Genomic DNA, 14,364 nt, shown 5'->3' with positions numbered 1-14,364 from the left:
GAAATCCCTATAATTCCCAAAGTTTTTATTTATTTTTTGCTGTTCCACGTGAAACAGCAAAAAATAAAAAGGGCGAAAACTCGCCCTTTTTCATTAACAACAGCGTGATATTTTTCCACCCTTTGCGTTAAATCTTGCTTCTTGTGCCTCAGCAAAAAATTGCTTTTGACATAAAACCTCTTCTTCAGGATGATGCTTTTTCATATGCTCCACATATACTTCATAACTTGGTACCCCAACGAGCAAACTAATAAAGCGTTTTCTTTCCCTCCATACTTGCCACAGCTTTTTAAGCATAGTTCCTCGACTCACTTTCATCTCTCGGAATATATGGTGCCTCCTTTAACGGCATTGGCTTATTTCTTAATACTTGTATCCAAATTCGAAGTGCTGAAATTAACACAGCGATTACAACTATCATAAAAATCCCACAAAGCGCTGCATCAATATAATCATTGAAAATAATTTGCTTCATTTGAGCGACATTTTTAGCTGGCGCTAACACTTTTCCCTCATCTAATGCTCTCTGAAATACCTTTGCATGCGATAGAAATCCAATTTTAGGATTTTCATGAAATAGCTTTTGATACCCCGCCGTCATTGTTACAATCAGCAACCCGACAGTTGGAATAAGTGTTACCCAAACGTACACCTTTTTTCCCATTTTGAACAAAATTGTCGTTCCAAGTAATAATGCAATACCTGCTAGCATTTGATTTGCAATACCGAAAAGTGGCCATAATGTATTAATTCCACCGAGCGGATCTATTACCCCTTGGTATAAGAAATATCCCCACCCTAATACACATAATGTTGTAGCGATTACATTCGCTAATGTAGAATCCGTTTTCCCAAATGGCTTATATACATGCCCTAAAATATCTTGAATCATAAATCGGCCGACACGCGTTCCGGCATCAATCGTTGTTAAAATAAATAGGGCTTCAAAGAGAATCGCAAAATGATACCAAAATGCCATCATGGCCGTTCCACCTATTACTTGTGAGAAAATATATGCCATACCTATCGCTAATGTTGGCGCACCACCTGTACGTGATAAAATCGTTTGCTCTCCAACATTTACAGCGAGATCTTTTAGTTCATTTGGTGTAATAGCAAATCCCCATGAGGAAATAACTTGAGCTGCCTGCGAGACATCTGTACCGATAAGTGCTGCGGGACTATTAATTGCAAAATACGTTCCCGGTGTTAATACACAAGCTGCAATCATCGCCATCGCTGCTACAAACGACTCCATTAACATTGCTCCATAACCGATTGGCTGTGCGTGTCCCTCTTGCTCAATCATCTTCGGCGTCGTACCTGATGAAACAAGAGCATGGAATCCAGACACTGCACCACAAGCAATAGTAATAAATAAGAAAGGGAATAAGTTTCCAGAGAACACAGGACCAGTTCCATCAATAAATTTCGAAACTGCTGGCATTTGTAAATCTGGTGCTACAATTAAGATACCGATTGCTAACCCTACAATTGTTCCGACTTTTAAAAATGTACTTAAATAATCACGTGGTGCTAAAAGCATCCAAACTGGTAATGCAGATGCAATAAATCCATATACAATAAGCATAATAGCAATCGTTTCACCACTAAATGTGAACATACTTGCAAGTGTTGGATTTTCTGCTACATACTGTCCTCCAACAAGAGATAAAATAAGTAGGATAATACCGATTACTGATCCTTCTCCAACACGACCAGGCCTAATATAGCGCATATAAACTCCCATTAAAATAGCGATAGGAATCGTTGCTGCTATCGTAAACATTCCCCAAGGACTTCCGATTAGTGCCTTTACTACGACCAACGCTAATACTGCTAATAAAATAATCATAATTCCTAAAATACCTATCATTGCAATTAGTCCTGTAACAGGTCCAATCTCATCTTTAATCATTTCTCCTAACGATTTACCATTACGTCTCATTGAAGCAAATAAAATAACAAAATCTTGGACAGCCCCCGCAACAACTACCCCAACAATAATCCAAATGGTCCCTGGTAAATACCCCATTTGTGCCGCTAAAATCGGTCCTACTAAAGGTCCCGCTCCAGCAATCGCTGCAAAGTGATGTCCAAACAATACCCACTTATTTGTTGGAACATAGTCTTTCCCATCATTTAATGTATGGGCTGGTGTTTGCCGATTATCATCTAAATTAAAAACCTTTCTCGCTATAAATCTACTATAAAAGCGATAAGCAACTGCATATACACATACGGCAGCTACTAAGAGCCATACAGCATTAATGGTTTCACCTTGTGATAAAGCTATTACCCCAAAAGCACCTGCTCCTACTGCTGTAATAACGCCCCAAAGTAAGATCGATTTCAATGTCTTCACATACAATTCCCCCAATACTATTTCTTAGTGGAGATTGTACTAAATTTTCTGAATATTTAACTTGAATCCTCCCTATCATGAAGGATTTTCAGTTTATCATGTTAAAATACTCTCATTATCTACTATAATTCAATGTTATTTCGAAGGCGTTTTACATAATTACGACTGACTGGAATCGGTTGCTCATCATACCTATCTAAATACAAATTATACGTGCCATTATAATAAGGTTTCAGTTCTTTTACATATGACATATTAATTAAATAGCTTTTATGTACACGTAAAAAATCATATGCATTTAGCTTATTTTCTAATTCCTGAAGTGTATATGTTGAAATATACTGATTATTCGTTGTGTAAATTGAAACGGTTTTATTTTCTTTATTTTTACTTACATATACGATATCTTCTGGAAGAATATATCGTATGCCCTCTTGACTTTCTATCGGTAGTTTTCGCAAATAACTCTTTGCTTTCTCACCTTGTTCTTTACCTATTTTATATAAAAGAAATTGTAAATCTTCTTCACGAAATGGTCGCAATAAATAATAAAATGCTTGGAAACGAAAAGCTGTAATAGATTCTTCTATGTTTTCACCTACAAAAATAAATTTTGTATAGCAATTTATTTCTCGTAATAAACTTGCATATTCAAAACCAGTACCATCTAGTAATTTGGAACTTAAAAAAACAAAGTCTGGTATATGTTTTTTCATCATAAATAAAGATTCTGTTCCTGTCTTTGCTTCAAAACATTCTACATTTCTCATATTTTCAGTGAAATTTTCAGCTAACTCTCTTCTCTCTTCTGCCTCTTCCATAATCAGTAAAATTTTCATTTCTTCAACCACCTAATTCTTTGTCCATATGTCCTGTTGTATACATTCGCTTTTATAAGAAATAATCCCTTTTTCTTACTATACCATTATTTATCTAAAAAAACAGAAAAAAGGAAACCACTTCGGTTTCCTCTCCCCTTTATCCCGTACTAACTGCCTATAAAGAGAAGATTAGTGTAGAATAATAAACGCTCTAGGATACGTTTGAATTTTCAATTTATACTAATTCTCGTTGCTTCGTTTCCTGTCCAAGTATTATTACAGCGAATACACCAATTAAAATTGATCCACAGAAAATCGTAAATATTAATGATAGTGAAGCTTCTGAGGCAACTAAATATCCCACTAATAGTGGCCCAAGGATACCACCGATACGACCAAATGCTGCTGCCATTCCTGCACCTGTACCACGAATAACCGTTGGATACTGCTCAGGTGTATAGGCGTATAATGCTCCCCAAGCACCTAAGTTAAAGAAGGATAGTAGCATACCTGCCACAATTAATACTGTTAATGAATCCGCAACCCCAAACAAATAAGCACTGCAAGCTGTCCCAATTAAATACGTAACCAAAACAAATTTACGACCGAGACGTTCAATAAACCAAGCAGCGGTGAAATATCCTGGAAGTTGAGCTAATGTCATAATAAGTACGTATTGGAAACTTTTTATTAAACTAAATCCTTTTAGCACCATTACACTCGGTAACCAAAGGAACATTCCATAATAGGAAAAGACAACACAAAACCATAGAATCCATAGCATAATTGTTGCTTTACGATATTCCCCAGACCAAACTGATTTTATATTTTCAATAACAGATGGCCTTTTTTCAACTTTTTGGAACCTTGGGGAATCCGGTAAATTCCATCTTAAATATAAAGCATATAGTGCTGGAATTGCACTCAATACCATCGCAACTTCCCAACCATATTTAGGAATAACAAAATACGAGATAAGAGCTGCAATTAGCCATCCACCTGCCCAAAAACTTTCTAATAACACAACAATTTTCCCACGCTCATGCGCTTCAACACTCTCTGATACTAGTGTAGAGGCAACTGGAAGCTCTCCGCCAAGCCCCATACCAATTAAAAAGCGTAAAACGAGAAACATTGCAAGTGTTGTTGTTAATGCAGTTAAACCACTACCGATAGAAAATAACAATAATGTAATAATAAAGACTGATTTACGCCCTATTTTATCTGATAGTATCCCAAAAATAAGCGCTCCTACTGCCATACCGATTGAGTTAATACTGCCTATCCAGCCCATTTCTTGCGTACTTAATCCCCAATCCTTTTGCAAGGCTACCATTACAAATGAAAGCATTCCAACATCCATTGCATCAAATAGCCATCCAAGCCCAGCTATACCAAGTAGTTTGCGCTTCGAAATTTCTTTTACCTTGCCCACTAGAAGTCCTCCTCACACAGGTGTCTTTACACATCATTTTACATGTGTGAATTGTATAAGTAAAATACTTTTGTGTAAAAAATTCTCCTTCATCATTCCCAAAAAGTAAAACGTCTATCCCGATTGGTGAGAGCTAATAATCAGTGGGGATGCCTCACTGATTAAAGTTTCAATTTATTAAAAATGAACAAATAAAAAAAGCAGCGATATTTCGCTACTTTTTCGAACGCATTACTTCTTTTAAAAATTCCGCTAATACTAACTGACGACGCCAGCGTGTTGGATTACTGCATAATCTATAAAACCACTCTAAATGAATCGCTTGAATCCATTTTGGTGCACGTTTTACTTCTCCAGCCCATACGTCTAAACTTCCACCCACTCCAACAGCCATTTTCGTTTCTAAACGATGCTTATTGTTTTGGATAAAGTTCTCTTGTCTCGGGAAACCGAGTGCAACAAGTAATAAATCTGGTTTTGCTTCTTGAATGCGAGAAATAATATTCTCTTCGTCTTCTTGTTTAAAATAACCATCTTGTGTACCGGCGATGGATACAGCTGAATATGTCTTTGTTAAATGATCTGCTGCAGCTTGTACAACATGCGGCTTTGCACCTAATAAGAAAACAGATACCGGCTTACTATCTTCTGATAACTTCGCAAGTAAATTACACATTAAATCAAAACCTGCTACACGTTCTTTTAAAGGTGTACCAAGCATCCCGCTTGCCTTTACAACCCCAATACCATCAGGTGTAATTAAATCTGTATTCAATAATGTTTGATAGAACTTTTCATCCTTTTTTGCGCACATAACAATTTCAGGGTTTGCTGTTACTACCTGAAACGTATGAGTTCGCTCCGCTTCTAGTTGTTCTTTTAAATATTGGACCGCTTCATCCATTGTCATTGTAGAAAAAGGAACGCCTAGAATATCAACTGTTTGTACTGCCATAGTTAACTATCCTCTCTATCATTACAAGTTTTTCGCTATTAATTGCTTATATGTTTCCTTTGTATCTTCATATAGTTTTTGAAGTGAGAAGTTCATAGTAGCATGCTCATAAATATGTTTACCCATTGCTGCTAACTCTCCAGTTTTCCACTTATCATACGCTTCTTCTAAAGCTAACGCTAATGCCTTTCCATCACCTGTTGGCACAATCCATCCGTAAGTTTCATCTACGATTAATGGTTCAATTTCTCCAGCCCTAGTCACAATTGATGGTACGCGTTGATTTGCCGCTTCTAATAAAACTAGTGGGAACCCTTCACTATGGGAAGTTAATAAATTTACATGTGACGACGCAAATAATTGTTTTACATCTTGACGATGTCCTAAAAACTCTACTTTATCGTTAATCCCTTTTTCAGTAGCTAATGACTTTAGATTTTCTTCTAATGGGCCATCGCCAACTAATAATACTTTAATTTTCTCTAATTTTGTTTGTTGTAACGCATCGAATAAAACTTCATGTCCTTTGACAGGATGTAATCGTGCTACTTGGATTGCCGTAAATACATCTTCATCAATATTGAACATTTCTTTTTTATTATAGCCTTCTGCTTTTTCCTTATCGTATTCAATTCCATTATAAATAACATGCATCTTTTCATTTGAAATACCTAATGCTGCCAGGCTTTTTTTCAATCTATTTGTTACAACGAAAAATAAGTCTATATTTTTTAAGGCTTTCAAATTTAATTTCGTAAAAATCCAACCTTTTAAGCCCTGTTTAGTAAAGTCTTGAAATGGATCACTATGAATAGTCGTTACCCATTTTGCCTTTATTCTCTTTTTCATTAAAGAAACATAGAAATTAGCCCTAGGGCCATGTGTATGAACTACATCAAATTTTTCTTTATTAATAAATTCACTTATATTCTTTAAAATGGATAAATCATAGCGCGATTTTTGTGAAAACACATGGACTTTTATCCCTAACTCCCTTGCTTCCTTCGCAACAATTCCATCTTCAAATACTGCTAATTCTACTTCACCAGTTGGAAACTGATCGAGAAGTGAAATAATATGTGTTTTCCCTCCCCCATCTTCTGCTCCTGCATTCATATGCAATATTCTCATATTTTTTCCTCCTTTAAATCCTCGCTACGTTTCCATCTATTTTTATTTTACTGTACTAAAAAATAAAAGCTAACAAAAGTTAGCTTTTATTTTTATCATTCAATTTCTAGGTCTACTATTAGATAAGCTAACACCACTACAAAGTAAATCCCAACTCCTGGTGCTGTTAAAATATGTCCTGCAATATAAGCAATACCTAACGCTAACAATAAGCTTGCTGAAATCATTCCATATTTTATATTGAATATGTCCTTAAATCTCGTAGCAAATGCTAGTAAAATTCTTAGCCCGTAATAAATAAATGGAATCATTAGTAATACAAAGCCAATAATCCCGAAATCATAAAACCAATCATGGAAGTCCATTTCAATTAGTTTTGGATCTGGCTGCTTTTGTTCATTGTATTTAAAGTTACCTGCATAACCCATTCCTAATAACTTTTGTGACATTGGCGCTTCTTTAAAGAACTGCTTATGTCTTTCTTCATATACTTGACGTCCACTGAAAATAAGATTTTCTTGATTTTCTTTCTTTTGCTCTTTCTCAAGCTCTTTCTTAACTTCCTCTTCTATCTTCGCCTTTTCTTCTGGCTTTTCAACTTTATGATGATTTTCTTCTTTTGCTTTAAGTTCTTGCTCTTTTTTCAGCTTCTCTTTAATTTCTTTTTCTTTTTGACCTTGCTGTGCCACATTTTGCTCTGATAAATAATTATTGTGAATACCCATATTTTGTGCTAATGGTGTTTGTTTAAACGTCCCAACTACACCAGCTAATAGGACCATAGCAATTACTGCATTAAGCGCAAGGGATTTTTTGTTCGGATTTTTTCTATCAAATAATAATTGTAGTACAATGATTCCGATTGCTGCCCCTAACGTAGCACCAATTGAGCCCATTCCAACTTTTGTACCGACTTGAATTAGCGAATAAATCATTAAAAGTGATGGAATCCAATATAAAATGTGTTTCCAGCTCTTTGTTTTTTGAATAGAATATAGTACCACAATAGGGAAAATAATAGCTAAGATTGAACCTAGTTCATTCCCTGCATAGAACCAACCTCGAGAACCAACCTTCATCCATTCATAACTACCAAAGTCAGTAGATGTTGAAATAGAAATAACCATAATTGCGTTAATGATTAATGTAGAATATACAATACTATTTCGAACCTTATCACTAATATTAACTGTCTTTTTCAATGATTTTAAAGCTAAAATGTATGATCCCAGCATGATATATATATATAATGCTTTCGCAACGAATTTAACCTCTTCACCAAGTACAATAGGATTTTTAACTAGTTTGTTATTAATAAACCCTATCCCTAAAACTCCGGCTAATAATATAAGATAAATTAAAAACTTTCTATTTTCCTTCTCTTTTGCCTGAATTAAAATGTAAATACCACCAACAGCCATAATAAGGAATCTTACTAAAATTCCAACGGTAGCATTTGACTTTAATAAAGTGATGCTAAGAGACGTTAATAAATCTAAAACAGGCTGTAAAATAATAAAAAAGAGCAAAAAATGCTCAAATCTAACCCTAGCTTGATTTGCTAACATTCCAAGACCTCCATACAAAATCTTAACATTATCTTTTAATCATAATTTTTTATCATTCAAACACACCTAGCAATTATAACATAACTCATATTCAAATCGAGAACTATTTTTCCAGCTAAAACTAGCCAGGACAAGTATTAATAAGTAATAAAAATCATCGTCCTTTAGCTATACTCCCCTATTTTTACAAAATCTATCTAACAACCATCCCCTTATTTTTGTCAGTATATACATATTTTTTTATCATTTTATGCAAATATAAACATCTCACCTCTAATTGTAATATTTTACCAAATTAACAACATCAAAAAATGTAAAATTAATCTTTTCATATCTTTTTCAGATTACTTTATGGTTATTTTCCAAACATTTTCAAACGCTTTCTTTATGAATTTTATCCGTTTTTCTACATGTAGCGAAAAGTAATTGTTATTTCCAATACTTTAGTGTATATTTTTTCTCTGGAACATCTTTAAGAGGAAGGGATTAAGGCCATGTTATTAATCGATATATTTACGTTTCTTGGCATTATCGCCGCTGCCATTTCTGGTACATTAGTTGGTTTAAAAAAAGATTTAGATTTATTTGGTGTCCTTTGTTTAGCTGTAGCCACTGCGCTCGGCGGCGGTATTATTCGTGATATCATGATTGGTAACCTGCCCCCTGTCGCATTTGTAAAACCCATTTACTTTTTCGTAAGTGTATTATCAGCATTATTTACTTGTATGTTTTTTGAGCGTATCAATAAACTTCAAATCGTTATTATGCTTTCTGATGCTGTTGGCTTAGGCGTTTTTACAGCTATTGGTGCAAATGCGGCAATGTCACATCATGTTGACGCCTCATTTCTAGTTGTTTCAATGGGAGTCATTACAGGTATTGGAGGCGGTATTTTGCGTGACATTTGTGCTCAAGATATCCCTTACGTATTCCGAAAAGAGATTTACGCAATCGCTTCTATCTTAGGAGCAATTAGCTTCCTAATCACACACGCTATGGGGGCGCACGTATTAGCTTTCTATGTTTGTTTATTAGTAACATTCGTTATTCGTGTCGTCACTGTAATATATAATGTGCATTTCCCTGTTTTCTTTAAAACACATGCTAAAATTAATAAAGGCCATTAAGAGAATTCTAGATAGAATTCTCTTAATTTATATACTATTCAACGAACTAATATAGAGTAATTATATATAAGCATATATAATTACTCTATATTAGTTTTAAAATTGAAAACGTTTTATATACAGGGGGAAGAATGATGCTTGGGGTTTTCAAAAAAAATATTAATAAAACAAATGCCAGTATAATCGAATTAAGTAAGGACCAACAAATAACTTTTAATGTACCTACTAATTCTGAATTGAAAATTCAAATGGATATGCTGCATATTTCAAAAGAAGATTTACAAGTTGTAAAAGTACTACAGCCTTTTATTTATGCAGAAATTGATTGGATTACTGAAAAATTCTATGCCAACATTACAAAACAACCTAATTTAATTACTATTATTGAGCGTTACAGCTCTATTCCAAAACTAAAACAAACTTTAAAAACACATATTAAAGAATTATTCAGCGGCAATATGCATGAAGATTTTATTGAACAGCGTGTTAGGATTGCCAAAAGGCATGTACAAATTGGTTTACATCGAAAATGGTATACTGCTGCTTATCAAGAATTATTCCGCTCTATCATGAAGATTTTACAAACAAAATTAACAACAATCGATGATTTTTCATATTCTATAAATGTTATAAATAAATTATTCACTCTTGAACAAGAACTTGTTCTTGCAGCTTATGAATCTGAATATGAAAGAATGCAAAAAGAGCATGAGAAAGAAAAAGAATTAACTGCTATGACAATTACGCATATCGCAACAGAACTAGCCGCTGTATCTGAAAAAACAAGCTCTTCTATTCAAAAACTAACCGCCAAATCTGAAACTATTGTAGAGATTGCTAAAACAGGTACATCATTAGCTACAACATCTGAAGAAAAAGCGAATAAAGGGAAAGAACAATTAAACCAGCAAAACAAACGAATGGGATCTATTCAAATGAATATGGAAACGATTATTACAGATACTCATGAACTTCTCAATATTTCTAACAAAATTAATGAAATCATAGATATTGTTAAATCGATTGCGGAGCAAACAAATTTACTCGCACTAAATGCTGCTATTGAGTCGGCACGTGCTGGAGAATTTGGGAAAGGGTTTTCTGTTGTTGCTGGCGAAATCCGAAAATTATCAGAGCAAACGAAAGAATCTATCTTTAACGTTACAAAGCTCGTCGAAAAAACAAATGAACAAATTATCCGTGTCTCGTCTTCCGTGAAACAAATTAGCTCTCTCGTATCAGAAGGAACGGATAGTATGTCGGCAACAGATCGATACTTCGAAGAAATTGTAAAAGATATGTCTAACTCAAAAGAACAGAATAAGAAAATTGAACATGAGCTACAAGCTATTTCACAAGTAATGAAAGGAATTCAAGATGATTCCTCACAAATGGCTCTAACAGCCGATAATTTGCAACTAGAACTAAATCGATAAGATGAAATTTAGTAGTCAAGCATACTTTTCATCTGTACTAACTACTAAATTTCATCTTCCATCAAAAAAAGAATCCAGAATGGATTCTTTTTATTTTCTGAAAAATATTTTTTGACAATACACATAACTCATATAAACACCAAAGCTCTGCAAAATAAACAATGCTGGCATAATTACATTGTAATATGCCATATCTACTTGGAAGAGCTTTAACAATACGTATCCACTAATTAAAAATAAGAACAACATATATCCCTCATTTTGTTGTTTCTTAATAAGGAAGTGTAATAGAGCTATAGTCATAAACAATGTTACGGCTATATATATCAGTTTTTCACATTTGAAAAGAATAGAATTTATCCCCTCATCTGAAAACTGATTTATCATCGGTTCTATAAGTTTAAATCTTTCTCCCTCAATCTCTTTTAACTTTTGATCAATATGCTCTGTTACACTTTGATTTTTCGATATTTTTTCCTCATGTTGCGTTTTTCCAATTAAAACAGATTGAACATACGTCTCATTCGCAATCGTATATTGTGACATTCCCATTGTCTTAATTCCATAATTCACACCAAAATGGGCACTATAAAATAGAATAAGTATCCCTATCATCTTTAGTAACACCTTTTGTTTCGTTGCTGATTGAAATACTTCGATTAATAATACATATACCGTGATAAAAATAGGAAGAAATAACCCCATTGGGAAAATCATATTACTAAATGCAAATAAAATCGCTGAAAACACCCACATATAAGGATGATCTAATCCTTTATATAAAAGTATGTAACAAGCAAAATAAAATAAAAATATTGCAAGTGACTCAGGAGTTAATACGGAACTCATGAATATATTTGGAATATACAGAGCATAAAAGATAGAAGCAATACGACCGCATTCTTCTCCAAAAACCATTGCTGCAATACGATAAATAAAAAATGCGGTTCCTGCGCAAAATAACACATTAAATAGTTGTAAAGCGAATAATGTATCACCGAATATACGAATAATTACTGACTCATATATAATAAAAGGCAAATGAGTTACAGTCTCTATATTATTACCAATTGCAATCTGCTTTGCAGACTCATACATCACTTTCAGATCACCAATTATTGGAGCGTCTACAAATAACAGCATACTAAGTCTCACAACTATAGATATACTTATAAGAAAAATAAGAAATTGTTTATCTGTAAAACGATATTGTAGAATTGATGCCACTAACAAAATGAGTATGATAAAAATTGCTAATATGATTGTTACACTTGCTGTACTTCCTCCAAAGAATTGCTTACTTGTCTCAAATGCTGCCCAACAACTATAAACAAAAAATGCGAACATCGCACCGATCGTAATTTTATTGAAGAAAGATGAAAAATTTGTTTGTATATGATTCATATGTCCATTGCACCTCTATTTCCATTCATAACAAAACGATTCTATCATGAATGAGTACACGGCTGATAGAGAATTTCTATGACAAATACATAGTCATTACTTTTTACTTGCAATGTAAGCGAATCCTCTTTTACACTACATTTTAGATAAAATAAATTTTCTTTCAGTTACATGAATACAAATACAGAAGTTTAAATAATCCTCTTTTGGAATACACTTTACTTCATTAAATATCTAATATGAGTAATCCGCTTACACATATTACTCTGATTGAAAACAGACTATAGGGGCTGAATATATGGAAAAGAAATTCATGCGAGAATCTAAAGCAATTAAGACAACACGTGTTTTTCCTAACGATTTAAATAATCACCAAACACTTTTTGGAGGGAAATTATTAGCAGAAATTGATAGTATTGCTTCGATTGCGGCTGCAAGACATAGTCGTAAACATTGCGTAACAGCATCTATTGATTCAGTTGATTTTTTAACTCCAATTCACCAGGCTGATTCTGTTTGTTATGAAGCATTTGTATGTTATACAGGGAAATCTTCAATGGAAGTTTTCGTAAAGGTAATCGCAGAAAATTTATTAGCAGGCGAGCGTAGAATTGCTGCTACTTGCTTCATTACATTTGTCGCAATAAAAGATGGAAAACCTTCGTCCGTACCACAAGTACTTCCTGAAACTGAGGAAGAACATTGGTTACACACAACCGGTTTAGAACGAGCAGAAAACCGAAAAAAGGGACGTTTAAAAAGTAAAGAGATGGCTGAAGTTTTAACTTTAAGTAAGCCATGGAATATATAATACGATACTCTCACTCCATACATGCACAGGTTTATTTCATCCTTGCATGTATTTTTTATTGTAAAAAATTCCACCTCTTATCTTTTATCTGCTGTTTGTCTCCTAAAATAACCCACCAGTTTTTCCTTTATTTTGCTATACTATTAATGGTATATTAGATAAGGTTCGTTTAAAAATAACTATAATATAATTAAGTATATAAGGGATGGTGCGATAATGTCTATTGAGGTACCAATTTCAATACCAAAAACGTTAATTATTATTCCTGCGTATAACGAGGAAGAAGCAATTGCAGATACATTAACAAGATTATTAAAACTAAAACAGCATTTTACAGAATTAAGCATTTGCGTTATTAATGATGGATCACATGATAAAACAGCTCAAATCGTAAATGATTTTCCTGTTCACCTTGTGAACTTACCATATAACCTAGGTATTGGCTCAGCTGTACAAACTGGTTATAAATACGCTTATGAGAATGGATATGATATTGCGATTCAGTTCGATGCTGATGGGCAACATAATCCTGATGACTTGTACAAAATTATAAAACCTATTGCTGAAGACCAATGCGATATGGTGCTAGGTTCACGTTTTACAGAGAAAACAGCCTATAAAGGTAGTATTTCCAGAAGAATTGGTATTTTTTATTTTACTGCTCTACTGAAAGTACTAACAAAACAAACCTTTATGGATCCAACTTCTGGGTATCGTGCTATCAATCGAGAAGTAATTAAGATTTTTGCACATAATTATCCAAAAGATTATCCAGAACCAGAAGTTCTTATTCATTTAAAAAAGAAAAAATTACGCATTAATGAAATATCCGTAAATATGCAAGAGCGCCAAGGGGGACAATCTTCTATCACCCCCCTTAAATCTGCATATTACATGATTAAAGTAAGCCTTGCTATATTGATGCAAAAAATTGTGAAAGGTTGATAATAAATGCCTATAATTACCTTTTCATTTATCTTCATTCTATTATTATTTTTATTAATTATTAATTCCATTCGTCGTGGAGCTTTAGAAACTAAATATGCCATTTTATGGATTTTTGTTTGTGTTGCAATGGCTATTTTAAGTTCTACTGAAAAAATTATAAATTGGATTGGCCAACTATTACACGTAGAATATCCTCCATCTGTTTTATTCTTATTTGGACTATTGTTCTGTTTCATATTAATTTTTGACTTAACAAGAAAAATTTCTAAATTACATCATCAACTTGTAACGTTAACGCAAGATTATGCGTTATTAAAGCAAAAATTAAAAGTAACGCAACCTGAAACCGATAACGAATAGTTT

The 14,364-nt window shown here is 33.6% G+C and carries 13 protein-coding genes and 1 pseudogene; 6 read left to right on the top strand and 8 right to left on the bottom strand.

What is annotated here, in order from left to right:
• Window positions 1-93 precede the first annotated feature (93 nt).
• From ACS2QP_RS18450 to ACS2QP_RS18420, 7 genes are all read right to left on the bottom strand, one after another.
• A complete protein-coding gene (locus ACS2QP_RS18450; RefSeq protein ID WP_000914505.1) occupies window positions 94-297 on the bottom strand; it encodes a YbdD/YjiX family protein in 204 nt (67 codons plus the stop codon).
• Window positions 290-2,365, bottom strand: coding sequence for a carbon starvation protein CstA (cstA, locus tag ACS2QP_RS18445; protein ID WP_332284137.1), 2,076 nt, complete (start codon window positions 2,363-2,365; stop codon window positions 290-292). Before cstA ends, ACS2QP_RS18450 begins: the two co-directional genes overlap by 8 nt.
• 122 nt (window positions 2,366-2,487) lie before the next feature.
• Window positions 2,488-3,204, bottom strand: coding sequence for a LytR/AlgR family response regulator transcription factor (locus ACS2QP_RS18440; RefSeq protein WP_000698256.1), 717 nt, complete (start codon window positions 3,202-3,204; stop codon window positions 2,488-2,490).
• A 217-nt stretch (window positions 3,205-3,421) separates the two neighbouring features.
• The gene (locus ACS2QP_RS18435; protein WP_000521075.1) at window positions 3,422-4,621 is read right to left on the bottom strand and encodes an MFS transporter; all 1,200 of its coding nucleotides are present in this window, start codon (window positions 4,619-4,621) and stop codon (window positions 3,422-3,424) included.
• A 214-nt stretch (window positions 4,622-4,835) separates the two neighbouring features.
• A complete protein-coding gene (locus ACS2QP_RS18430) occupies window positions 4,836-5,576 on the bottom strand; it encodes a WecB/TagA/CpsF family glycosyltransferase (RefSeq protein WP_332284139.1) in 741 nt (246 codons plus the stop codon).
• 21 nt (window positions 5,577-5,597) lie between these two features.
• A complete protein-coding gene (locus ACS2QP_RS18425) occupies window positions 5,598-6,707 on the bottom strand; it encodes a glycosyltransferase family 4 protein (RefSeq protein WP_001221227.1) in 1,110 nt (369 codons plus the stop codon).
• Window positions 6,708-6,802: 95 nt separating this feature from the next.
• Window positions 6,803-8,275, bottom strand: coding sequence for an O-antigen ligase family protein (locus ACS2QP_RS18420; RefSeq protein ID WP_000880755.1), 1,473 nt, complete (start codon window positions 8,273-8,275; stop codon window positions 6,803-6,805).
• Between the two features lie 494 nt (window positions 8,276-8,769).
• Here ACS2QP_RS18420 and ACS2QP_RS18415 point away from each other — a divergent pair, with 494 nt between their 5' ends.
• The 3 genes and pseudogenes from ACS2QP_RS18415 (at window position 8,770) to ACS2QP_RS18405 (ending at window position 10,838) form a co-directional block, all read left to right on the top strand.
• Window positions 8,770-9,402, top strand: coding sequence for a trimeric intracellular cation channel family protein (locus ACS2QP_RS18415; protein WP_000924367.1), 633 nt, complete (start codon window positions 8,770-8,772; stop codon window positions 9,400-9,402).
• Between the two features lie 131 nt (window positions 9,403-9,533).
• Window positions 9,534-10,082: pseudogene (locus ACS2QP_RS18410) on the top strand (protoglobin family protein); the annotation flags it as partial.
• A 15-nt stretch (window positions 10,083-10,097) separates the two neighbouring features.
• A complete protein-coding gene (locus ACS2QP_RS18405; RefSeq protein ID WP_415469826.1) occupies window positions 10,098-10,838 on the top strand; it encodes a methyl-accepting chemotaxis protein in 741 nt (246 codons plus the stop codon).
• Between the two features lie 90 nt (window positions 10,839-10,928).
• On the opposite strand, the gene ACS2QP_RS18400 is transcribed toward ACS2QP_RS18405, so the two are convergent.
• Window positions 10,929-12,242 (bottom strand): ArnT family glycosyltransferase, encoded by a 1,314-nt coding sequence (locus ACS2QP_RS18400; RefSeq protein ID WP_332284141.1) that lies wholly within the window; start codon window positions 12,240-12,242, stop codon window positions 10,929-10,931.
• A 298-nt stretch (window positions 12,243-12,540) separates the two neighbouring features.
• On the opposite strand from ACS2QP_RS18400, the gene ACS2QP_RS18395 reads away from it, so the two are divergent.
• The 3 genes from ACS2QP_RS18395 to ACS2QP_RS18385 all read left to right on the top strand — a co-directional run bounded on the left by ACS2QP_RS18395 (window position 12,541) and on the right by ACS2QP_RS18385 (window position 14,361).
• On the top strand, window positions 12,541-13,053 hold the full coding sequence (locus ACS2QP_RS18395; RefSeq protein WP_000412120.1) for an acyl-CoA thioesterase: 513 nt from the start codon (window positions 12,541-12,543) through the stop codon (window positions 13,051-13,053).
• Window positions 13,054-13,269: 216 nt separating this feature from the next.
• Complete coding sequence (locus ACS2QP_RS18390) at window positions 13,270-13,998, top strand: glycosyltransferase family 2 protein (protein ID WP_000021476.1); 729 nt, start codon at window positions 13,270-13,272, stop codon at window positions 13,996-13,998.
• Between the two features lie 6 nt (window positions 13,999-14,004).
• Window positions 14,005-14,361, top strand: coding sequence for a DUF2304 domain-containing protein (locus ACS2QP_RS18385; protein ID WP_001121768.1), 357 nt, complete (start codon window positions 14,005-14,007; stop codon window positions 14,359-14,361).
• Window positions 14,362-14,364: the final 3 nt, after the last annotated feature.

The organism is Bacillus cereus group sp. Bce019, assembly GCF_051781745.1.
Lineage (GTDB): Bacteria > Bacillota > Bacilli > Bacillales > Bacillaceae_G > Bacillus_A > Bacillus_A cereus.
Note: the sequence above shows the minus strand (reverse complement) of the source record. Positions and strands in the feature narration are given on the sequence as shown.